A 23,298-nucleotide genomic window follows, 5' to 3' on the forward strand; every position below is an offset into this window, starting at 1 on the left:
CTGCCCCTCATCACCGCGACTTTGCGGTGCCCGACCGAGGATCACGTACGAGAGCGCATCGGTCTGAGGCATTTCCGGTTCCGAAAACACTTCGGTCCGGGGCTGGCTCACCGGGCCACTGAGACGAATACCGGCCACCACGTTGTCCACACGCCGCACCGCCTCAATGTCCAGGTAAGGTTCTGACAGTGGCCCCACAAACACCAGCCTGGCCCGTCGCAGGTCAAGCTCCTGGCCGTAGGCCTCATACCTGCCTTCAACAAGCTGAAGGGCGCCCCGAGTATCCATGTTGTTGCCGATACGCAGTGTCCCCTCAAGGTTTCCGGTGACACCGAAACCACTAAAGCTGACCTCGTCCTCACCTACCACGACAGTGACGTCCATATTGAGGGTGCGGAGTCCGCCCTCCTCCTCCTCAGCGCCGACGATAACCTCATCCTCGGATACGGAAACCGCCTGGGCAGGGAGCTCGCGGATTTCGATCGTGCCCCGGGGTACGTTCAGGTTACCGGAAACCGACAGGTTGCCACCTTCGTAGGCGATGGTGATATCCGGCACCAGCTCCACTTGGGCGTACGGCTCGTAATTGAAGGGCAAGCGGTCACCGGTCAGCCGCACTTCCACCGACGGTTCCGCCTCCCAGGCCAACGATCCTTCTATGTTGCCGCTTCCGCGTTCATTACTGCGCCAGCGACCGGACAAATCCGCGCTATATCCTTTCAACTCCAGGCTAACCACCAGATCCTCAAGCGGAATCGGTAACCGTGGATCGGCAATGTGACCGCCAGAGAGTGCAAGCTCGCCGTTTACCGCTGGCTTCATTAGAGGGCCAGACAGCGTCCCTTGGCCGTTGAGCTCTCCCTCAACAACCTCCAGCCCCGCAAATATGCCGGCCATGGCGATATCCAGGCCTTCGATGCTGAATTGCCCATCGACTTCACGGGCATCACTATTCGGGTCGACCGACATACCGACAGAGAGGTTACCAAGATCGGGCCCCTGCAACTGCAGGTCCAGCTCCGCCACATTCGGCTTCAAACTCAGGCGGGTGGTGAAAGTGTTGTAGCTCAGGCTCTCCCATTCGTCCCTCACCTGCACTTCAAACTCGCCGGAACCGGCGTCGATGGATACTTCACCATCCGGCCCATCTTCCGTCATGACGACTTGCAGGTCGGCATTCAGCGTTGCGTCCCAACGCAGGGTGCCCGGCAACAGGGGGGAGAGCGCCGTGGTCGGGAAATTTTCAATACGGTAGGCGATGTCCTGAGTCGGTAGCAGAGTCTGGTCCTCCGCACAGACAGACGCCTGCTGCCACTGCCAGCAGTGCTGACCCAACGTGAGCCTGCCGGCTTCGGTATACTCAAGAGCTGCGGACTCTGACAGGGTCCATTGCTGGCTTTGGGCAGGCACACTGATCTGCCCCTGCTCAAGCGCACCTATCCAGGCATCCCAGCTTTCCGAGACGTCCCCGGCCAGCACCAGCGACAAGTCCGCCTCTTTGTGGCGGGCGTTTAACCTGAGCCGGTGATCATCCCGGGTTCCCGTCAGTGCCAGCGACAAGTCTTCCAGTCGCTGTTCGCCATACCGGACTTCCTTACCCCGAAGATCAGCCTGGATGTTGAATCCTTCGCGCAGCGTGGCCGTCAGGTCCAGGCTGGACAGACTCAACTGGTCCTGCCATGCCAAGTCGCGGCCGGTGAGTGTAACCTTGCCACGGGGTTGGTCCACGGTACCGGAAACCGATGCCGTACCATTGACGGCTCCCGCCAGCCCCGGCAGGAAAGTTTCCGGCGCAGGCAGGTTCAGTTCCAGGTTGCCACTAATCTGTTGCCCCCAGCGACCCTGGCCGGCCACCCGGTTGTCCCCGACCTCAAGCTCCAGGTCCGACAATGTCCAGTTGCCGGCATCACTGTCCAGCGCGCCCCGAATCAGCGCCTCGTTGGCCTGCCAACTCCCGGAAAGGTCCCATTGCGCCTGTAGCATGGGCGCTCCTTCCTCCCGCAGACGACCGCTGGTATCCACGTTGCCGCTCAGGCTCGCCTCCAGAGCGGGGAACCAAAAGCCAGGGTTAAAGCTGTCCAGCGTCAGGCTTGCATCCCAGGACAACTGATCAGCGAACGCCACGTCCGCACGGCCGCCGAGGAAACCCGCGCCGGTATTGACTCGCAGGTTGGTCAGCGTAACGGATTCCAGGTCACCTTCAAGATCCCCCGCCATATCAGCGTCACCCATGGGGCCGCTGACACTGGCGTCAATGCTCGCCTGATAGGCGCCCCCCTTGTACTGAACGTCGCCGTTGAACTGGCGCAAGGTGACTGGTGGCTCTTCAAAATCCGGAATCAGGCTGTACCAGGGAAAAGCGTCGAGACTGACCTTGGCGTCTGCCTGAAGCGCTTGCTCCCAGCTTACGTTACCGGTCACTAGGAGACGGCCCGTCTCAGCCTCCGTCGTCCCGGGGCCGGTCAACGCGAGCTCCACTCCATCGAGGCCCTCGGTGGTTACCAACCCCTTCAATGACACAGGTATATCGCCTGTGGATCCGGGCAGCACGGTGCGGGAATCCGAGCGGAAACCGTTCTCAAGGCTGCCTTTCAAGGCAACCACAGTGTCTGTCAGCACCAGGGTTTTCGGTAACCCTTCCGCCGGGACGAACCGGCTGGAACGGACGGTCAGTTCCGCCGGCAGGGTGCTGTCCAGCGGCGCCACCCGGCCAGCCAGCGTGGCATCAAGATAACCGCTGCTCTGGCCCTTTATTCTCAGGTCAGCAGCGCTCCCGGTCAGATTGAGTGCCAATTGCCAATCAGCGCCATACGGGGGCGGCAGCATCAGGCCAACCTCCAGATCCAGCGGCCAATCGCCACGGGTCTGGAGCCTGCCGGAGGCATCAATACTGATATCGTCCCGAACGAAGGCGAGGTTCTGCAGATGCCAGTCCGATCCGGACCCCTGAGCCTTGAGCTGGAGCCGGTCCCAGACCTTGGCATCGTTGAGCGTAAAGGGACCAAGGTTTACCTCCCGGACCACCAGCCCCAACGGAAGGTCGATACTTGGGAGACTGATATCGCCACTGTCTTCTTTGGGCTCGTCGGATGACTGCAGCGTCAGATCAATGCTCTCTGCCAGCAGCCGCTCCAGACAGAGCTGTTTGTTGAACAGGCAGGTGGGCGACCAGTCAACAACCGGCGACTCTACCTCTAGCCCAACACCGTAGCCCTGCCATGTCAGGGAGGCTGCCTGCCACTGCCCCAGCAACGAGCCCTGCCCCTGCTCAACCTCCAGGCCGGGAACCTGGTCAATCACCCAGGCCGTGCCGGTTTCCGAGCGCAACGCCAGCACCAACAGCCCCACTATCAGCAATGGAAGCAGGACAATAACGGCCAGAGCTATCAAAAACCCGTTTCTCAGGCGTTTTGACCGTTTTGGTGTTGGAGTTTTCGCTTCGTCGGTCATAACTCCGGCCCCATGGAAAAGTGAATGCGCCATTCACCGCCAAACTCGGGGTCCAGGCCTTTGGCGACGTCCAGGCGCAGCGGCCCGACCGGGCTGATCCAGCGAATGCCCAGACCGGCACCCGTCGCCAGAGGGTCCGACAGGTCATCCATGGCATTGCCTTCATCAACAAACGCCGCAACCCGCCAGTTTTCCGCAAACTGGTACTGATACTCGACACTGCCCACCATCAGGTAACGGCCACCAATGGCGACATCCTCGCTGTTCCGGGGTGACAGTGTCTCATAGCCATACCCCCGCACCGTCTGGTCGCCACCGGCAAAAAACCGCAATGACGGCGGCACATCCGAGAAACGATTGGTGGCCACACCACCGAACTGGAACCGGGACAGAAAGCGGTGGTTGTCCGCCAAGGTGTAGAGTCCCTTTACAAGAAAATTGGCGTGGAGAATATCCACGTCGGAGATGACGGCACGGTGAGAGCCGGTCACATCGAACTGAATACGGTATCCCCGGGATGGATCCAACGGCGAATCTGCCTGCAGTTTTGAATAACCAAGCCCGGGCAGCAACAGGCTGCTCTGCTCGGGGTCATCATCGCCGATGCGAAAACGCTCACCTTCCCAGCGGATCGAGGCAACCTGCAACCAACCGTTATCAAGCTGGTGTTTCCACTGCTGGCCAAGGGTAAGCAGCTCAGACTCCACGTCCTCAATATCCTCCCGCTGATAACCGGCGGAAAGGCGAATGGAATCGGTCATGGGAGGATCAAGGGGCAGTTCGTACCAGGCACCCACGTTCTGTCGCGGCACTGAGAGTTCCGTCTGCGCGCCGCGGCGATGGCCCATGGGGTTGATCCAGTGCTCGCGCCAGTTACCGCTGAAACGCGGCCCCACATCCGTGGAGAAACCGACGCCGGCAGCAACGGAGCGTGGAGGACGAGTGGTCAGGTCCACCGATACGGGTATGACTCCCTCCTCGGCTTTACCGGGCGAAGCGTCAATGTCCACACCGGAAAAATAACCGCTGTTGGAGAGGTCGCCACTTAGCCTCGCGACCTTATCGGCGTGGTAGATCTCACCGGGCTCAAAACGCACGAATTGCTCGAGCAACTGCTCCTCAAAGCCGTGCCCTTCCTTGAAACTCACTTCTCCCAGGCGGTATCTCGCACCGCTGCGAAAGACCAGGGAGATATCCGCAGTGTGCTGTTCCGGATTGACTTCCAGCCGGCGGGTGGTGAACTCGCCATCAAAATACCCCAGCCGGGTGGCTCGGTTCTGGATAGTCTGCCTCAACGTGCTGTACTGACCATGATTCAGCACATCCCCCTCCGCCGGTTTTTCCGGCAGGGTGCCCACGAAATCGGGATCCCGACTGGCGGGACCTTCGATGGACACCTGTCGGGAACGGACACGAATGGGTTCGCCGGGCTGCACGGTCAACACCAGGAGAGCGGGTGTTTCGTCATCGCCGGGCTGTTCAACCACTTCCCACTGAATCATCGGACTGTAGTAACCAAGCGCACGGAGTGCCTCTTCCACTTGTGCTTCGGCGGTGCTGGCGTATCGCCTCAGACTTCCGGCACTGCGGCCCTCAACCTCACCCAGAAAGGCTTCCGCATTATCCTGAAGCTGCGGATAGTCCCCCTCCACATTCACCTCCACCTGCTGCGCCCAGGCCAACCCCGGCATTGCCAGCATCATCAGGCAGACGATCCCGACAGGGCGGAGAAACAGAGATCTAATGTGGGCGCACATCAAGCAGCATTACTTCAGTGAAAGTGGGTGAAAAGGCGCGTTGACAGTATGAGTGTACCGGGTAGCGGTCGGTTTAATCCATGGCAATTGACCATCTTGCCTGTCTGTAATGCGCTCTATGCCAATGGCGAGGATGCCCGATGCACCCATGATCGCTTAACACCCACTGCATCGGATCGCCAGACAACCGGAAACGGGCGGCGCTAGCCAGGAGAGAACGTATGGCCAGGAGAGAACGTATAACCCGCACCCCCGTCGGCCTTGCCCTGTCGATGATGAATCGGCTTGCGGCCAACCCCATGCTGGATCGGCTGGGGCTACGACAGCCTTTGGAACGAACGGCCTATCATGGCACCCGTGCCGGATTTCGCACCCTTGCCTACGCGGGCCGGGAATTCAAGCGCGTGAACAACTGGCTGCCCCGCAAGCAACTACCGAATCGCATACCCGGGGACCTGTTTGACCTCTCCCTGACCGATGACCAACAGATGATCACCGACATGCTCCGCCGGCTGGCAGAGGATCGCATCAGGCCGGCGGCCTCGGACGCGGATGAAACCGGAGCAATACCTGCTATCGTTACAACGGCCACATCCGAGCTTGGCCTTGGCCTGTACGCAGTACCGGAAGCATTCGGCGGCGTGGCGGAACACCAGTCTCCCTTGACCAGCGTGCTGATTGCCGAACAACTGGCCTGGGGCGACATGGGCATCGCAACCGCACTCCTGTCGCCGTTCAGTGTCGCCCAAGCCATCACCCGCTGGGGCACCGGCGAACAGCAGAGCCGATACCTGCCTGCGTTCTGCGACGACACACCGCCCATAGCCACCATTGCCATTGACGAGCCCATACCCCTGTTTGACCCGAACAGCCTACAGACCACCGCCAGTGAAACCGCAACCGGCTACACCCTCAACGGGCTGAAAAGCAGCGTAGCCCTGGGCGCCAGCGCAGACCTGCTGTTGATTGCCGCCGAACTGCACGGCCGACCCAGGCTGTTCATCGTGGAAGCCGGCGCAACAGGCATCCAGACCAAACCCGACCCGGGCATGGGGCTGAGAGCCTCCGCGCCGGTCCAGTTGCGGCTCGACAACGTCGAACTGTCATCCGACGCCCTGCTGGGCGACGACGATTTCGACTACCAGGCGTTCCTGGACTGCGGCTCATTGCTCCGATGTGGGCTATCCATCGGCACATCACAGGCCGTTCTCGACTACGTTATCCCCTACTGCAACGAACGGGAGGCGTTCGGAGAACCCATCAGCCACCGCCAGTCCGTGGCGTTCATGATCAGCAACCTCGCCATAGAGACCGATAGCATGCGCATGCTCACCTGGCGCGCCGCCAGCCGACTGGAGCAAGGTTTATCAACGCACCGTGAAACATCCCTGGCCCGGTTGCTGTGCAATGAAAAAGCCATGGAAATCGGCACCAACGGCGTTCAACTGCTGGGCGGACACGGCTTCGTCAAGGAACATCCGGTCGAGCGCTGGTACCGCGATCTTCGCTCCGTCTCCACTCTGAGCGGCGGCCTTCACGCCTGATCAACACGTAAGGACACCTCTGATGAATCTCGAGATACCAAAGAAATTTTCGCCTCTGATCAATCAAGCGCAACAAGTGGCCCGGGAGGTGTTTCGCCCAATATCCCGCAAGTACGACCGGGCGGAACACGAATACCCCAAAGAACTCGACCTGTTTGCCTCCATCATGGACGGCATGAACGACGGCGCGGCCGATGGTGGCACCGGCGCCGGAAAACTGGCCCGCTCCGAAAGCAAGGGCGGGGGTGGCAATCGTAACGGCACCAACATGAAAACCGTCCTGGGGCTGACCGAACTGTGCTGGGGCGACGTCGGCCTGGCCCTGTCTATCCCCCGACAGGGCCTCGGCAACTCAGCCATTGCCGCCGTTGCCAACGAAGAACAACTCGCCCGACTGGGCAACACCTGGGCCGCCATGGCCATCACCGAACCCGGCGCCGGCTCCGACTCCGCCGCAATCCGCACCACCGCTACCGAAGACGGCGACGGATACATCCTAAACGGCGAAAAAATCTACGTCACCGCCGGAGAGCGCGCCGACGCCGTCGTGGTCTGGGCCACCCTTGATCGCAACAAAGGCCGCGCCGCCATCAAATCCTTCGTGGTGGAGAAAGGCACCCCCGGCATGACCGTCGAACGCCTGGAGAAAAAACTCGGCATCCGCGCCTCCGACACCGCGGCGATCCGCTTCGACAACTGCCGCGTTCCCAAAGAAAACCTCCTGGGCGACCCGGACGTCAGCGTCGAAAAAGGCTTCGCCGGCGCCATGCAAACCTTCGACAACACCCGCCCCGTCGTCGCCGGCATGGCCATCGGCGTCGCCAGCGCCGCACTGCAGAAAACCCGTGAACTCATCGCCCTCACCGGCATCGACCTCGGCTACCACACCCAAACCTGGACCCAACCCGCCGTCACCCGCGAACTGCAACTGATGGAAGCCGAACTCGAAGCCGCCCGGCTCCTCACCCTCCGCGCCGCCTGGATGGCCGACAACGGCCTGCCCAACTCCAAGGAAGCCTCCATCGCCAAAGCCAAAGCCGGCCGCGTCGGCAACATGGTCACCCTGCGCTGCGTCGAACTCTGCGGCAGCCTGGGCTACGGCGAAACTGAACTGCTGGAAAAATGGGCCCGGGACTCAAAAATTCTCGACATCTTCGAAGGCACCCAACAAATCCAGCTACTGATCATCGCCAGGAGACTGCTCGGTAAGTCGTCGGCAGAGCTGAAATAAGCTAACCTGTGTGAAAGCGTCGAAAAATCAGGCAGGTGCAACCCGTTTTCGTCGACACAAGGGCGAGCATCTCAGAGCCTGATCGCGGCGGGTGTATCACTGCTCCCCAGACCGTGCATTGCCAAGGATGGCAATGCCGAGCCCCCATGGATGGGTTAACGGCGTGTCTGGGGAGCAGTGATACATCCGACGCAGACTCCAAACTCGAAGTCCTGGACTGATGAATGCTGAAAATAAACCGAGAAAACCTGAAAACCAGCCACCAACTCATCTGGTTCATCATAGACTTCCTGATGCTCGGCCTGCTCATCATCAACCTGGCCTTCATCATCTTCGACTCCATCTACAACTTCACCGGAGTCCAGAACCTGCTCGCTGAACACGCACCGCTTGTCAAAGAGCTCTACCACCCCATCCACGAAAACTTCCTCTTCTACGACCTCATCTTCGTCAGCATCTTCCTGACCGAATTCGTCGTGCGCTGGGGCTACGCCATCAAAGCCAAAGTCTATGACCGCTGGTACTTCTACCCGTTCATCCACTGGTACGACATCATCGGCTGCATCCCCGTCGGCAGCTTCCGCTTCCTGCGGGTACTGCGGGTTATCTCCATCATCTACCGCCTGCACCAGTACAAAGTGATCGACGTCACCCAGACCCGAGCCTTCCAGTTCTTCAACTTCTACTACGAAGCCTTCATGGAAGAACTCTCAGACCGCATCGTGATCAAAGTGCTCAGCGGTGCTCAAGACGAGATTCGCATGGGCTCGCCGTTATTCGAACGCATCCAGAACGACATCCTCTACCCAAGGCGGGATATGCTGTCCGACTGGGTTTCACAAAGGGTCGCTGACGCAGCCCGGGAAGGTTATATCCCCAATCGCGGCGCCCTGCGAAGCTATCTGGAAACCCGCGTCGACAACGCCCTCAAACAGAACCTTGAACTGTCGCGGCTGAAATACCTGCCCGTTGTCGGGCCCACCATCCAGGAAACCCTGGAAGAAGCCGTGGGGGACATCGTCGCCAACGTGATTCACCAGATCCTGGAAGACCTTGCCTCCGCGTCCAACCACGCCTTCATAGAAGACATCGTCAATGTATTCCTGCCCTCCCCCGAGAATGAGGAAGAGAATGACGTCCACAATGAAGCGCTCATCAACCTGATTGTGGAAGTACTGGAGGCGGTCAAAAGCCAGGTCAGGGTCAAACACTGGCGTAGCGAACTCACCTGAGCCTGACCTGCCAACAACACCGAGGATTCCATGGACCCAATGTACTATCGACCAGCTACGGAACTGGTTAGCGACCTTAAAAACGGGAAACTAACCAGTGTTGGTATCACTCAGGTCTTCCTGGACAGGATTCGCCAGTGCAATGACGATATAAACGCAGTAGTGACACTGGACGAAAAAAACGCTCTCGGAAAAGCTCGGAAGGCCGACGAAGCCCTGGCACGCGGCGATTCCCTCGGACCACTCCACGGCCTGCCACTCACCCTGAAGGATACCTGGGAGGTTGCCGGCATGGCCTGTACCGCCGGCGCCCCCGCGTTGAAAAACCATATCCCGGCAAAACACGCCGATGTGGTCCAGCGCCTGGAAGACGCCGGTGCCATCATCCTGGGCAAGACCAACGTCCCCATTTACGCCACCGACCTTCAGAGTTACAACAAACTCTTCGGTGTCACCAACAACCCCCATAATCCGGCCCACACCCCTGGTGGCTCGTCCGGTGGCGCAGCCGCAGCACTTGCGGCAGGCATGACACCCCTGGAAGTCGGTAGCGACCTGGCGGGTTCCATTCGCACACCGGCGCATTTTTGCGGCGTATTCGGTCACAAGCCTTCCCGAGCCCTGGTTTCCTTCCGCGGGCATATTCCGGGGCCACCTGGCACTGAGTCGCGGCCGGACCTGGCCGAAGGCGGGCCGTTGGCGCGCTCGTCAAAGGACCTGGAACTGCTGCTGAGCGTGATTGCCGGCCCCGCTGCACGGGAACGCAACAGCTGGCAACTGGCCATGGCACCGGCCACCATCCAATCTCTGGAACAGGCACGGGTGGGCCTCTGGCTGCAGGACCCCCTCTGCGCCATCGACAACGAATTGCTGAACGGCTACCAAAAACTCGGGCGAGAACTGGAAAGCAAGGGAGCGCTGGTTGCCGAAGCCAGACATCAACTGCTCAACCTCGAACACATCCTGCCTGCCTATTTCAACTTACTGGGCAGCCTGCTCAGCACGTCCATGAAACCGGCCCAACGCCGGCAAATGATGTGGATTTCCAGGCTTGAACGCTGGCTTCACCTGTTTGGCCCGGTCACGGCCTTCATCGGGGAATACGGTCGCGGCGTGAATCAGCCGGTACACCAATGGATGAGCTGGAGCGAAATGCGGGAGAAGATGCGGGCCGAAATCACCACCCTGTTTGACGAATTCGATGTGCTGTTAACGCCGATCACACCAACCACGGCCATCCGCCACGATCACAGCAGCCCGGTATTCAAGCGCCAAATCATCGTTGCCGGCCAACCCAGGGCCTATATGGACCAGTTCTGCTGGATCGCCCTGGCCACCCTGCTGGGACTGCCTGCGACGTCTGTACCTATTGGCAAGACCAAGCAAGGCCTGCCATTTAATGTTCAGGTCATCGGTGCACCGGGAAGCGATCTGACGACAATCCGGTTTGCGGAGCTGCTGGAAGCGGAGGGACTTGCTGGCTTCCAGCAACCGCCAGACGTCAGCCGTTGACCAGGTAATGAACCCAGATACTGGCGCCATAACCCAAGGCAATAGCCGGCGTCCATTTCAGGTGGCTAAGGAACGTGTACTGCCCCCTGGCCTGCCCCATCAACGCAACGCCCGCTGCGGAACCGATGGAGAGCAGGCTACCCCCAACCCCGGCCGTCAGCGTAACCAGTAGCCATTGATAGTCCGGCATGGCCGGGTTCATCGTCAGCACCGCAAACATCACCGGAATGTTGTCCACCAACGCGGAGATCACCCCAATCATGATGTTAGCAAAGGTTGGTCCCAGGTCGCCGTAGAGGGTCGCCGACATCATGCCCAGATAGCCAATGAAGCCCAGGCCGCCGACCGCCATGATCACCCCGTAGAAGAAGAACAGGGTGTCCCACTCCGAGCGGGCAATATGGGAAAACACATCGAAAGCACGACGGCCTTGTGTGCCTTCATCGGAACGGTCGCCGGGCGGGGATTCAAAGCCCTCGTTCCAGTGGTACTCTTCGTGGCGCTTGAGGTAAAAACCAAAAATCTTCAGGTAGCCAAGCCCCGTCATCATGCCGAACACCGGCGGAATGTGCAGGAACTGGTGAAAACTGATGGCGGTGGCAATCGTCAACAGGAACAGGCCGCAGATCACCAGCCCACCCGGCCGAATAACGTTCCCGAATGACCCGGGCGATGACGGCTGGCCCTTTGGCAGGGCGAGGTGCATCAACGCGGCCGGCACCAGGAAGTTCACCATGGACGGCAGCAATAGCTGGAAGAAGTCCTGGAACGGAAGAATGCCCTTCTGCCAGACCATCAATGTAGTGATATCCCCGAACGGGCTGAACGCCCCGCCCGCGTTGGCGCCCACCACAATGTTGATACAGGACAGGGAGACAAACTTGGCGCTGTCGCGGCCCACCGCCATCACCACCGCGCACATGATCAGTGCCGTGGTCAGGTTGTCCGCAACCGGTGATATGCAGAAGGCCAGGGTGCCGGTGATCCAGAACAGACGTCGGTAACCAAACCCCTTGCCAAGCAGCCAGATCCGCAGCTGATCGAAGACACCGCGCTCCAGCATGGCATTGATGTAGGTCATCGCCACCAGGAGGAAGAAGAACAGCTCCGCGTATTCCAGGAAGTTATGCCGTATCGCTTCTTCCACTTCGCCATTGGCGCCCGCTGCACGGTAGGCCACAGCCACGAGAATCCAGATCAACCCCGCCGCGATCAGCATGGGTTTGGATTTGGCCAGGTGGATTCGTTCTTCCATCATGACCAACAGGTAGGCGACCACAAAGATCGCTATCGCAATGTACCCCACCGGGTGGGCTACAAGATCCACGGCCCGGTCGGCATTTGCCCACACCAGTCCGGGCGCCAGCGACAACACGGCCGCTAACGACAACAAGATCGACTTCATTCGAGGGGGTGCTCCCAACTGCAATGGAATGCCCGGGACGATCGTCCCGGGGAATTTGGTTATTCGATTTCGATCAGACTCTCACCAGGCGCTACCCGGTCGCCTTTCGAGATATTCACGGCCTTGACGATACCAGACTTGGTGGCTTTAACCTCGGTTTCCATTTTCATCGCTTCGATGATCAGCACCGCGTCACCGGCGGATACCTCGTCACCCTCACTCACCAGCACGTCCACAATATTGCCCGGCATGGTGGTAGTCACGTGGCCTTCCCCGGTGGCTCTGGCGCGACCGCCCTTGCGGGTATTCTCAGAGGCTTCGCCCTGGGATTCCAGGTGAATTTCCTCAGGCACGCCATCCACCGTCATGTAGAACCGTCGTTCGGTCTCGCTCACCGGGTTGGCGCCGGTCACATGGATATCGTAGCTTTCACCATGAACCGTGATCCGGAACTCGGTGGACACACTGCCCCCGGTTTTACCGTTGGCGATGGGCTCCAGGGCTTCTGGCTGCAAAGTGCCATCGCGACGTTGCTCCAGGTAAGTGCGGGCCTGGTCCGGGAACATGGCGTAGGTCAGTACGTCTTCCTCGCTCTCCGCGAGGTCCCCTACCTCTTTGCGCAGTTCCGACAGTTCCCTTGGAATCAGGTTGGCTGGTCGCTCCTCGATCAATTCTTCCTTGCCCACGGCACGACGTTGCAATTGTGTGTCCACCTCAGCAGGCGCCTTGCCGTACCAGCCCTGCATGTATTTCTTCACCTCATTGGTGATGGTGTCGTAGCGTTTGCCGCCCAGGACATTGATCACCGCCTGGGTACCCACAATCTGCGAGGTGGGTGTCACCAACGGCGGATATCCCAGGTCTTTACGCACCCGGGGAATCTCCTCGAACACGTCCTGAATCCGGTCGAGGGCACCCTGCTCCTTGAGCTGGTTGGCCAGGTTGGACATCATGCCACCAGGAACCTGAGACAGGAGTACCGAGGTATCCACCCCGTTGTAGTCACTCTCGAACTGATGGTATTTCTTGCGAACCTCGCGGAAATGCCGGGTGGCTTTGTCCAGCAACTCGAGGTTAAGGCCGGTTTCGCAGCCGGCATCGTGCAACGCTGCCACCAACGATTCGGTCGGCGGATGGCTGGTACCGCCCGCGAACGCAGACAGCGCGGTATCGATATGATCCACGCCAGCCTCCAATGCCGCCCACTGGCACATGGGCGCCATGCCCGAAGTGGCATGGGAGTGCAGGAACACCGGCAGTTTCAGGTTCGTCTTCAGACCGCTGACCAGCTCGGCGGTCACCGCTGGCGTCAGCAGGCCCGCCATATCCTTGATGGCGATGCTGTCGGCACCCATATCTGCCATGGTCTCGGCCTGGGCCAGGAAGGTTTTCACATCGTGCACCGGGCTGACTGTGTAGCACAGCGTACCCTGGGCATGTTTACCGGCCTTCTTCACAGCTTTAATGCTGGTTTCCAGATTGCGCACGTCGTTCAACGCATCAAAAACCCGGAACACGTCGATGCCGTTTTCCGCAGCCTTTTCAACAAACGCCTCCACCACATCGTCGCCATAATGGCGGTACCCGAGCAGATTCTGGCCGCGCAACAGCATTTGCAAGCGGGTGTTAGGCAGAGCCTTGCGCAGGGTGCGCAGGCGCTCCCATGGATCTTCCTTCAGAAACCGCACACAGGCATCAAACGTGGCGCCGCCCCAGCATTCCAACGACCAGTAGCCGGCCTGATCCAGCCATTCACAAGCCGGCAGCATGTCCTCGGTACGCATACGCGTGGCGATCAGGGACTGATGGGCATCCCGCAGGATAACGTCGGTGATGTGAATCTTTCTCTTACTCATGATGCTCTCCAATAGTCGTGTTACAGGCCAGCCTGGGCTGCGATGGCGGCGGCAACGGCCGTGGCAATGGATTCCGGTCGGGACTTGTCGCTGTACTCCAGCAACTGGGGATTGCGCTCCACAAAACCGGTATTAAACGTACCGGTCTGGAAATCCGGGTGGTTCAGAATCTGCTGGTAGTAGGGGATCGTGGTATGCACGCCGTAGATGGCCATGTCACTCAGCGCCCTGCGGGAACGAGCCACCAGCTCCGGCCATTCCCGTGCCCACACAATCAGTTTGGCGCACATGGAATCGTAGTAAGGGGGGATCTCATAGCCGGTGTACATGGCGGCATCCGTGCGAACACCTGGCCCGCCGGCGGAATAGTAGCGACTGATACGCCCGAAACTTGGCAGAAAACCATTTTTTGGGTCTTCCGCGTTAATACGAAATTGGGCAGCAAAGCCACGATAACTGATGTCGTCCTGGGAAAACTCCAGCGGCTCGCCTGACGCAATGCGAATCTGCGCCTTGATGATGTCGATGCCGGTGATTTCCTCGGTGATGGTGTGCTCCACCTGAACCCGCGTGTTCATCTCCATGAAATAGAAGCTGTCGTCGTGATCCAGCAGGAACTCCACCGTACCGGCATTAACGTAACCGCATTGACGGGTAACCTGAATAGCCAGTTCACCAATAGTTTCCCGCTGTTCCTCGCTCAACTGTGGGGACGGCGCCACCTCAATCAGCTTCTGGTTACGGCGCTGGATGGAACAGTCACGCTCGTATAGATGCACCACATTGCCATGGTGGTCGGCGAGAACCTGCACCTCGATGTGACGGGGCTCGATGATGCATTTCTCCAGAAAAACCTCGGCACTGCCAAAGGCCTTGGTAGCCTCGGAAATGACCCGCTCGTAGTTCTGCCGCAACTCTTTTTCATTGTCACAGCGGCGAATGCCCCGGCCACCGCCACCGGACGTGGCCTTGAGCATAACCGGATAACCAACGTCCTCCGCCTGGCGTACCGCATCTTCCACGTCATCCAGATTGCCTTCTGAGCCCGGCGTAACGGGAACCCCTGCGGCAATGGCGGTCTGACGGGCCTGGGTCTTGTCGCCCATGGCACTGATCGCCTCGGCTGACGGGCCAATAAACGTTACCCCCCGCTGCTGGCAAATGGCGGCTAGCTCGGCGTTCTCAGAGAGAAAGCCGTAACCCGGATGCAGAGCATCACAGCCGGTTTCGACCGCCAGGTTCACCAAGTGATGGGGGTTCAAGTAACCACTGAGCGGGTCCTTGCTGATCTGATAGGACTCATCCGCTTTCTTTACGTGCAGGGAGTACTGGTCCGCCTCTGAATAGACAGCGACAGAACGAATGCCCAACTCCTTGCAGGCCCGCGCAATGCGAACGGCGATTTCGCCGCGATTGGCGATGAGCACTTTTTTAATGGCCATGGAAGCTTCCTTTAAGTACTGGTCATTAACGGAAGAAAGCTGCAACCCGCAACGGCGGGCTGCAGCGTTGCGACGTTTTATCCAGGGCTTTTCCGGACCGCGTGAACGATATCGGAGAAAGACCCCGGGCCTGGGTCAGGGTTCACTCGAATACCAAGGCGCCGGCTGAGATCATCAGCGGACAGCAGTCCGCGAATGACCTGCTCTTCTGCCCCAACAGCGGCAGCGTCCATTACCAAAAGATAGTCCGAATGAAGGCCCTTGAAAATGGTGATCAATTCATCAACTTTCAGGTCCTGAAGCTTGCCGATCTCTATCGTTGGCATGCTCCAGACCGGCCGCATGACGTCCCGCGCAACAATGTCGGCGATGGTACTTCCGCGCTGGTTGGCAAGGCTCATGGGCCAGGAACCGATCAGGTCCTTCAGGGTCAGTATCCCGACCACCTCATCATTTCGATTGATAACCACACAAAAGGTTTCTCCGGAAGCATCCAGCGTCTTTTTGACCTCCTGGATCTCCCGCGATGACCGGGTTATCACCGGGGTGTGCCTGGTGAAGTCCTTCAACAGCTCCGACGCGGCGGCGTCATTGGTAAGAGTGTCCTCGTCTTCCTGCGAAACAAGCCGATATCGGGCTCCGGCAGACAGGGACGCGTGAACGCGTGTTAGATTGCCCATGGCAACTCTCCTGGCTATAGACCATTTCTTCAGGCGCGGGGCTCCAACGCAGGGGCAACAGCGCCTGATTCTGTTCGATTGTCTATAGCTGGGAGGGAGGTGCCTGTGACTGGCCTGGGTAACTAATAATTCTTCTGGGGGGGCCGTCAAAGGCCAACTGGTGACGAGCGCGGGACGTCAACGCCGACGGTGGGTAAACGAACGTGGGCGATAAAGACAACACATCGCCGGGTGACGAGGCCCCTTCTGAGGATTCGGAACTGCCTTGCCAATCGCTCAGCGCGACAGTGGTGGCAACGGGATCATCCTGAGTGGGAAGCGCAACGGTAACCGATGTCCAGACAACAAACACCAGTGCCAGCAACGCAACGAGGCTGCCAGCCAGACTGAATGTGTGTTCGGAGCGACGGGGCATCATTTCACCGTGTTAGTAGTTGCCTAACTATGCAGAGGCGACGGCTAATGATAACCCCAGGGGATGGTGGCAATGCAAGCTTTCGTGGCCAATACGGGAAAAGCTTGTCCTGAAACGAATAAGGGCCGGTCAAAGACCGGCCCTTATTGATATGGTAGCGGGGGCAGGATTCGAACCTACGACCTTCGGGTTATGAGCCCGACGAGCTACCAGACTGCTCCACCCCGCATCAAACTGGTGGTTAACCGGGTAAAGCCCCGATCAACGAGGTGCGCATAGTACGGGGCGTTGATGCGTCTGTCAAAGGGAAAAATGAATTTTTCCGCTAACTTACCGCTCGAGTATGGCCGTCACCCCTTGTCCGCCTGCGGCGCAGATGGAGATGAGGCCACGGCCGCTACCCTTCTCTTCCAGCAGCTTCGCCAGGGTGGCCACGATTCGTCCACCAGTCGCCGCGAAGGGATGGCCGGTGGCCAGACTGCTGCCCTTGACGTTCAACTTGTCGCGATCAATGCTCCCCAGCGGCTTCTCCAGACCCAACCGTTCCTTGCAGAATGCCGGGTCTTCCCAGGCCTTCATGGTGGAGAGCACCTGGGCGGCAAACGCCTCATGGATTTCGTAGAAGTCGAAATCCTGCAACGTCAGCCCGGCTTTTTCCAACATACGTGGCACGGCATACGCCGGCGCCATCAGCAGGCCCTCCTTCTTGTCGACGAAGTCCACCGCAGCCACCTCGGAGAACGTCAGGTACGCCTTGACCTCCATGTTATTGGCCTTCGCCCATTCTTCACTGGCCAGCAGCACACATGAGGCACCATCCGTCAGCGCGGTGCTGTTGGCGGCGGTCATGGTACCGTTCTCACGATCAAATACAGGCTTGAGTGTCGCCAATTTTTCAAGGGTCGTGTCCGGGCGCAGAATGTTGTCTTTCTCCAGGCCGGCCAAAGGAGTCATCAGGTCCTTGAAGAACCCTTCATCATACGCAGACGCCAGTTTCTGATGGCTCTCATAGGCCAGCTTGTCCTGCTCGTCGCGCGGGATGGACCACTCATGGGCAGTGATCTGGCAATGACCACCCATGGACAGCCCCGTTCTGGGTTCGCCGTTTTGCGGAATTTCCGGTTTCAGATGGCTCGGACGAAAACGACTGAGCACTTTCAGGCGTTCTCCGGCTGTCTTGGCCCGATTCAAGTCGAGAAGAATTTCACGCAGACCCTCGCCGACACCAATCGGCGCATCCGAGGTGGTATCGGTGCCGCCAGCGATGCCGCACTCGATCTGCCCTAACGCAATCTTGTTGGCCACCAGAATAGCCGCTTCGAGGCCCGTGCCGCAGGCCTGCTGGATATCGTAGGCGGGCGTTTCCGGCGCCAGGCCGCTACTCAGCGCGGATTCCCGGGTCAGATTAAAATCCCTGGAGTGTTTGATCACCGCGCCTGCAACGACCTCTCCAAGACGCTGCCCCTGCAGTCCGAAGCGATCAACCAGCCCCCGAAGGGCACTGGTTAGCAATTCCTGATTGCTGACTTTGCTGTACGCGGTATTGGAGCGGGCAAATGGAACCCGGTTGCCACCAATAATGGCAACCCGGCGGATATCGCTTTTAGCGACCGCGGTCTTTTTTGCCGTCGACGTTTTCTTTTGGGTGCTTTTCGGTGCCTGTGCCATGATGATGTCCTGTTTAAACGAGTGTATCCGCTGCGTTGCAGTCTAGCGCCAACCGGGCCCGGCTCATTGGCATCCCTGACAACCGTAACAGGGCATTGAGTCAATTCAAAAACGGCCCGATTCTTTAATCTGTACGCCGATATTCGTTTCGCAAAAGGAAAATGCCATGTCTGATCGTTATCTCAAGTTCGTCAACACTCCGCTGGGCAAGACCGCAGCCCAGTCCCTGGGGCTGCCCGCCCCGGTTCCCCTGAAACGCTGGAAGCGCGCCGACCAGCCGTTTATTGAGGGCGATGTGCTGATCGGCGCCGCCAACGGCAGCAAAGCCATCTCGACAGTTGGTAAGGTGTTGAGTGCCAGCGCCGCAAAACTCTTCCATGCCAGCACCGTTGACACTCTGAACGATTCTTCCAAAAGCGGCAACAAGGCTGAAGCGTTGCCCCTGAACGTGGACATTGATCGCAAGTTCTCCGCCCTGGTGTTTGATGCCACCGGCATGAAAGACACCACCGATCTGAAAGCGGTTTATGATTTTTTCCACCCGACCATCCGCAAGCTGGCTGGAAATGGCCGGGTAGTGGTTATCGGACAAGACCCCACGACCTGTCGCCAACCCGCGAAGGCCGCCGCCCACCAGGCACTGGAGGGCTTTGTGCGCAGTGTTGGCAAGGAAGTCGGCAAGAAAGGATCTACTGCGAACCTGCTCTGGATGGCACCCGGTGCCGAACAGCAACTGGAATCCAGCATACGGTTCTTCCTGTCGCCCCGGTCTGCCTATGTCTCTGGCCAGGTAACCCGCATCAGCAAGGGTGCGACCGCTCACGCCAGCAACCCAGTCGCTCCGCTGGCCGGAAAAGTCGCGCTGGTAACCGGTGCCTCCCGCGGCATTGGCGCGTCTATTGCCGAGACCCTGTCGCGGGACGGCGCTACGGTTATTGGCCTGGATATCCCTCCGGCCATGGAAGATCTACAGAAGGTGATGGCGCCCATCAAGGGCAAGGCGATGGCGTGCGACATCACAGATGAAAAGGCGCCAAAACAGATTGCAGACTTTGTGAAGGAGCATTTCGAAGGCATTGACCTAGTCATCCACAATGCCGGCATCACCCGCGACAAAACCCTTGGCAACATGCCCGAACATTTTTGGGACATGACCATTGCTGTGAACCTGACCGCTGAGGAACTGATCGACGAAGAGCTGATGCACCAGGAACTGCTGCGTGAAAACGGACGCATCGTCTGTATCTCCTCCATCAGCGGCATTGCCGGCAACTTTGGTCAGACCAATTACTCCACCGCCAAGTGCGGCGTGATCGGCTATGTGGAGGCGATGGCAAAACAGGTGAAGAACGGTGTGACCATCAACGCCATAGCGCCCGGGTTCATCGAAACCCAGATGACGGCCGCCATGCCGATTACCATACGCGAGGCTGGCCGGCGTATGAACAGCTTGTCCCAGGGCGGCTTGCCAGTCGACGTGGCCGAAGCTATTGCGTGGTACTGCAATCCTGCATCGAACGGGGTGAACGGGAACGTTGTTCGGGTTTGCGGACAGTCGCTGATTGGGAAGTAACAGGGAAAATGGTGGGTGGTACTGGGATCGAACCAGTGACCCTCGCCTTGTAAGGGCGATGCTCTCCCAGCTGAGCTAACCACCCGGGATCTGGAAAAAAATGGCGGAGCGGACGGGACTCGAACCCGCGACCCCCGGCGTGACAGGCCGGTATTCTAACCAGCTGAACTACCGCTCCGCATCAATCCCGGCCTGGACGGCCTTAGGGACCTGAAACCGGGCGGGGTGGCCCGGTGATGCTGAAAAGTGGTGGGCGGTACTGGGATCGAACCAGTGACCCTCGCCTTGTAAGGGCGATGCTCTCCCAGCTGAGCTAACCGCCCACTTTCACAGCACACTGGTGAGTCAGCGTTGCTGTCTCAACCAAGTGAGACGCGCATTTTAAGCATTTGTCTGGCGGTGTCAAATTTTTTCCAGCGTTTTTCTCAAAAAACCCGCAACCTGTTAAAAAATGTACAATTTTCAATCAAGCCTCTTTGCCACTCCTGGTTTTCTTTGCTGCCTTCACAGACGTCAACCGAGCGGATTTCTGTCCTGCCTTCCTCGCCTTGTGATCAAGCGACAGCTCGCTCACTCGCGACTTTCGATCCGCGGGCAATGCCCGCTCCGCCAGCGAGCAATTGAGGTGATCAAGGCGTTTCCTGAGGCCAGCTATCCGATGGCCTGCGTTTTCCAGTGCCTCGGGAAGTAATTCCCCGGAAAGCCGGCGAAACGTTTGTTGTAATGAATTTCTCAGCGACATGATCCGGCAACCTTCTGAATACGGACACCCAACAGTCTAGTAAGCGAAACCGGAAACAACAATTCACTGCGCGCCAGACCGGCAGCGTCAAAATATCCACCAACCGCCGCCGGACTCCGCCTCTTCCCGGCGCTCCCGCTCCTGCTCCAACGCCGCATACTCGCGCTCCAGCTCTTGCAATCGACGATCACTTTCAAGAGGTACCGTAGGGCCCCCGCCAAAGGGCCAATACCAAGGCGTTTCGTCGTACTTACCCTGCTCTCTCAAGCGCTCAATTTCAGCCGCTCGCTCCTGTTCCAGAAGAACCAGATTGCGCTCGTAGTCTGCGTCCTCGTTCACCTCCACAATAGAGGTCGCAGCATGATTGGGAGCGAGCAAATCACTGTTCAGAAAACGCGTGGAAACAATTTCTTTGGCCTGCATGGCATAGTCACGGGTCACCAGCTGCAAGTCGCCAGACCTCAGGGGATGATCCTCGGCAAGCTCCGGATGGTTGCTCTCCGGCTCTTGCAACTCGTTGTAGCGCAGGTAATACACCCTTCCGGGTTCAACCTTTAGCGTGGCGTCTGCAATCAGGCTCAGGCTGAACGAATTGAGCCCCTCAAGCCCCAGCAGAGGTCGGCGGATGGCAATATGCCGCTCACCAGGGGCAACTTCAAGCCAGGTAAAACTGTCGTTTCGAATATTGAAATAGTGATGGTCATCGATGTAAACGCTTGGCGCCTCGATTTCGTCCGCAGCCCACTGGGAATGGGTGCGGTAGAAATAGAAAACCGCATTGCTGCGATCCCACTCATCATTGCCGATATGGACGAAATCATGCCCGGATACCGGGTGCAAAAACGAGCCAACACTTTTACCGATGGACTGGTATACCGTGCAGCCGGCACCAGAAACCAACAGCAAAGCCACAAGTACGGCCGCCAGTGGCCGGGAAAAACCGGGAAAAAGAAATCGGGTTGTCATTGTTGTGCACTCTTCATCCTTTCGCGAGTTGTCCCGATCATAACAACTGCAATCATGCGGAACTGAGAGCTACCGCAAGGGATGAATACAAACTGTTACAAAGCACAGAAGGCCCTGCCTACCCTTCTGTGCCGCCGCGCCCGATTGCACTCGCCGTCTATTGGCCAGATATCCGCGAACGCAGATCATTGACCTCCTCCGACAGGCGAACCAGCCTTGAGGTCAATTGCGCCCGCGAAGAATCAATCGAAGACACGGTTTCCTTCAACCCAGCCAGTTCTTTGCGAACGGCATCCAGTTGACTGCCGCTGGACAGATTATTGGTGGCCTTTTCCAACGCCGCAATACGGCTTTCCAGGCCGTCAATGGTGAGGTTTTGCTCTCGCTCGAAACGCAACAACTGGCGCTCCACCAGTTTGTCGACTCCGGCCAGGGATTCGTCCAGCTTCGTCAGTCGCGAGGCATTCTCCTGGCCCGTTTCGCGAACCGCGGTAAGCTGCCGCTCAAAGTCCGATTGAACCTTACCCAACCTGGAGGACACCGTGGTCTCCAGTTCCTTGATCGAGGCAGACAATGCTTCCCGCTGGCTGTTGCCGCTACCGACATCTGACCTCAAAGAGTCCAACCTGGCCTGGTGGTCGTCGAGCCGCTTTCGGTTGCGGTCATTGGCCACACCCCACAGCTTCGCGATTTCGCTGTCAGCCGTATTGAGGCGGTCCTTATGAGAAGCGAGGGTTTCTTCAATGGACTGCCCTCTCTCCTGCAGGTTCTCGCCGGTCTCGGAGAGTTCCCCCTCAAATCGCGCCAGCGCCAGTTTGCTTTGGCGCGCCCAGTAATCAGCTTCCTCCAGTTGCCCCTCCAGCGCTTGTATACGCTGTTCTTGCTGGTACCAGCCAGCGCCTGCCGCTCCGGCAACGATCAACAGCGCAACCAATAACACTGCGCCGCGGCCCGAACCACCACCAGATGCAGATGTTTTTCGGCTTTTGCCGGCGGGCTTGCCTGGGCCACCATTGTCGGCCGAGTCTCGGACGGGCGCTTCGCGCTTTTTGCGCTCTTCCGCTTTGTTGCCGGCCACGCCGGTACGTACTTCATCATCATCTGGACGGATCGGTTCCATAACAGCTCCGGTATATGGACGGTAACGTTAATAAAGCACGATAATACCCGTACCTTACGACTCAGCAAAATGACGGCCAGGAGAGCCGACCGTATGTGCTCCTCGGCCATCGACCGTTTGCATGGCCACGGGGCCTTACATACAATGTCCGGCTTTCTCACATATCAGGACTGTTGCATATGCAGCCGCTTGTAGGAATCATCATGGGCTCGAAGTCTGACTGGCCCACCATGGAACACGCCGCCGAGATGCTGGATAAGCTGGGCGTGCCTTACGAGACGAAGGTTGTCTCTGCCCACCGCACGCCGGACTTACTGTTTGAGTATGCCAAGACTGCCTCTGATCGGGGCCTGAAGGTCATCATTGCCGGCGCTGGCGGTGCTGCACACCTGCCTGGCATGGTCGCTTCACAAACGTCACTGCCGGTCCTTGGTGTTCCCGTCCAGTCCAAAGCCCTCAACGGTCTTGATTCGCTGCTTTCCATCGTACAAATGCCCGGCGGCATTGCGGTTGGCACCCTGGCAATCGGTAAGGCCGGTGCCACCAACGCTGGCCTGCTGGCGGCTCAGATTATCGGTACATTCAAAGACGATGTCCGTGTAGCGGTCGATGAGTTTCGCGCTACACAGACACAGACAATCCTGGATAATCCTGATCCCAGCGATCAATAATCAGGCATCGGACTTTGGTGTACGAGCGGGTGGG

16 protein-coding genes and 4 tRNA genes are annotated in these 23,298 nt (G+C 58.7%); 6 read left to right on the forward strand and 14 right to left on the reverse strand.

The window, feature by feature from the left end; all coding sequences use genetic code 11:
• Both MDG893_RS18340 and MDG893_RS18345 read right to left on the reverse strand, forming a co-directional pair.
• The coding region (locus tag MDG893_RS18340; protein WP_007155333.1) for a translocation/assembly module TamB domain-containing protein at positions 1 to 3,450 on the reverse strand (3,450 nt) is incomplete at its 3' end.
• The gene (locus tag MDG893_RS18345; RefSeq protein WP_007155334.1) at positions 3,447 to 5,153 is read right to left on the reverse strand and encodes an autotransporter assembly complex protein TamA; all 1,707 of its coding nucleotides are present in this window, start codon (positions 5,151 to 5,153) and stop codon (positions 3,447 to 3,449) included. The genes MDG893_RS18340 and MDG893_RS18345, both read right to left, overlap by 4 nt.
• Positions 5,154 to 5,428: 275 nt before the next feature.
• Here MDG893_RS18345 and MDG893_RS18350 point away from each other — a divergent pair, with 275 nt between their 5' ends.
• From MDG893_RS18350 to MDG893_RS18365, 4 genes are all read left to right on the forward strand, one after another.
• Positions 5,429 to 6,751 carry an acyl-CoA dehydrogenase family protein gene (locus MDG893_RS18350; protein ID WP_007155335.1) on the forward strand — a complete coding sequence of 441 codons (1,323 nt, stop codon included), beginning with the start codon at positions 5,429 to 5,431 and terminating at the stop codon, positions 6,749 to 6,751.
• A gap of 22 nt (positions 6,752 to 6,773) precedes the next feature.
• On the forward strand, positions 6,774 to 7,982 hold the full coding sequence (locus tag MDG893_RS18355; protein WP_007155336.1) for an acyl-CoA dehydrogenase family protein: 1,209 nt from the start codon (positions 6,774 to 6,776) through the stop codon (positions 7,980 to 7,982).
• A gap of 224 nt (positions 7,983 to 8,206) precedes the next feature.
• Entirely contained in the window at positions 8,207 to 9,214 is a 1,008-nt protein-coding gene (locus tag MDG893_RS18360; protein WP_007155337.1) for a hypothetical protein, read from the forward strand.
• 39 nt (positions 9,215 to 9,253) lie between these two features.
• Complete coding sequence (locus tag MDG893_RS18365; protein ID WP_007155338.1) at positions 9,254 to 10,726, forward strand: amidase; 1,473 nt, start codon at positions 9,254 to 9,256, stop codon at positions 10,724 to 10,726.
• Here MDG893_RS18365 and nhaD read toward each other — a convergent pair.
• The 7 genes from nhaD to MDG893_RS18395 form a co-directional block, all read right to left on the reverse strand.
• Positions 10,716 to 12,131, reverse strand: coding sequence for a sodium:proton antiporter NhaD (gene nhaD, locus MDG893_RS18370; protein ID WP_007155339.1), 1,416 nt, complete (start codon positions 12,129 to 12,131; stop codon positions 10,716 to 10,718). The two genes, MDG893_RS18365 and nhaD, sit on opposite strands and share 11 nt — an antisense overlap.
• Before the next feature lie 59 nt (positions 12,132 to 12,190).
• Complete coding sequence (gene oadA / locus MDG893_RS18375) at positions 12,191 to 13,987, reverse strand: sodium-extruding oxaloacetate decarboxylase subunit alpha (RefSeq protein ID WP_007155340.1); 1,797 nt, start codon at positions 13,985 to 13,987, stop codon at positions 12,191 to 12,193.
• Between the two features lie 20 nt (positions 13,988 to 14,007).
• The gene (locus tag MDG893_RS18380; protein ID WP_007155341.1) at positions 14,008 to 15,429 is read right to left on the reverse strand and encodes an acetyl-CoA carboxylase biotin carboxylase subunit; all 1,422 of its coding nucleotides are present in this window, start codon (positions 15,427 to 15,429) and stop codon (positions 14,008 to 14,010) included.
• A gap of 77 nt (positions 15,430 to 15,506) precedes the next feature.
• A complete protein-coding gene (locus MDG893_RS18385) occupies positions 15,507 to 16,109 on the reverse strand; it encodes a CBS domain-containing protein (protein WP_007155342.1) in 603 nt (200 codons plus the stop codon).
• An 82-nt stretch (positions 16,110 to 16,191) separates the two neighbouring features.
• Complete coding sequence (locus MDG893_RS20990; RefSeq protein WP_157132880.1) at positions 16,192 to 16,524, reverse strand: hypothetical protein; 333 nt, start codon at positions 16,522 to 16,524, stop codon at positions 16,192 to 16,194.
• 152 nt (positions 16,525 to 16,676) lie between these two features.
• Positions 16,677 to 16,753, reverse strand: a tRNA-Met gene (locus MDG893_RS18390).
• A 101-nt stretch (positions 16,754 to 16,854) separates the two neighbouring features.
• Positions 16,855 to 18,192 carry an acetyl-CoA C-acetyltransferase gene (locus MDG893_RS18395; RefSeq protein WP_007155343.1) on the reverse strand — a complete coding sequence of 446 codons (1,338 nt, stop codon included), beginning with the start codon at positions 18,190 to 18,192 and terminating at the stop codon, positions 16,855 to 16,857.
• A gap of 166 nt (positions 18,193 to 18,358) precedes the next feature.
• Between MDG893_RS18395 and MDG893_RS18400 the strand changes: the two genes are divergently transcribed.
• Positions 18,359 to 19,765 (forward strand): 3-oxoacyl-ACP reductase, encoded by a 1,407-nt coding sequence (locus MDG893_RS18400; RefSeq protein ID WP_007155344.1) that lies wholly within the window; start codon positions 18,359 to 18,361, stop codon positions 19,763 to 19,765.
• Between the two features lie 9 nt (positions 19,766 to 19,774).
• On the opposite strand, the gene MDG893_RS18405 is transcribed toward MDG893_RS18400, so the two are convergent.
• The 5 genes from MDG893_RS18405 to MDG893_RS18430 form a co-directional block, all read right to left on the reverse strand.
• Positions 19,775 to 19,850: transfer RNA gene (locus MDG893_RS18405), tRNA-Val, on the reverse strand.
• A 16-nt stretch (positions 19,851 to 19,866) separates the two neighbouring features.
• Positions 19,867 to 19,943 (reverse strand) — tRNA-Asp (locus tag MDG893_RS18410).
• A 69-nt stretch (positions 19,944 to 20,012) separates the two neighbouring features.
• Positions 20,013 to 20,088, reverse strand: a tRNA-Val gene (locus MDG893_RS18415).
• 506 nt (positions 20,089 to 20,594) lie between these two features.
• Positions 20,595 to 21,473, reverse strand: a complete 879-nt coding sequence (locus MDG893_RS18425; protein WP_007155345.1) for a DUF2846 domain-containing protein — start codon at positions 21,471 to 21,473, stop codon at positions 20,595 to 20,597.
• Between the two features lie 157 nt (positions 21,474 to 21,630).
• Positions 21,631 to 22,593 (reverse strand): hypothetical protein, encoded by a 963-nt coding sequence (locus tag MDG893_RS18430; RefSeq protein ID WP_007155346.1) that lies wholly within the window; start codon positions 22,591 to 22,593, stop codon positions 21,631 to 21,633.
• Positions 22,594 to 22,772: 179 nt separating this feature from the next.
• Here MDG893_RS18430 and purE point away from each other — a divergent pair, with 179 nt between their 5' ends.
• Positions 22,773 to 23,264: a 5-(carboxyamino)imidazole ribonucleotide mutase gene (gene purE, locus MDG893_RS18435; protein WP_007155347.1), complete on the forward strand. Its 492-nt coding sequence runs from the start codon at positions 22,773 to 22,775 to the stop codon at positions 23,262 to 23,264.
• Positions 23,265 to 23,298 lie beyond the last annotated feature (34 nt).

The sequence above is a fragment of the Marinobacter algicola DG893 genome (assembly GCF_000170835.1).
Taxonomy (GTDB): Bacteria; Pseudomonadota; Gammaproteobacteria; order Pseudomonadales; family Oleiphilaceae; genus Marinobacter; species Marinobacter algicola.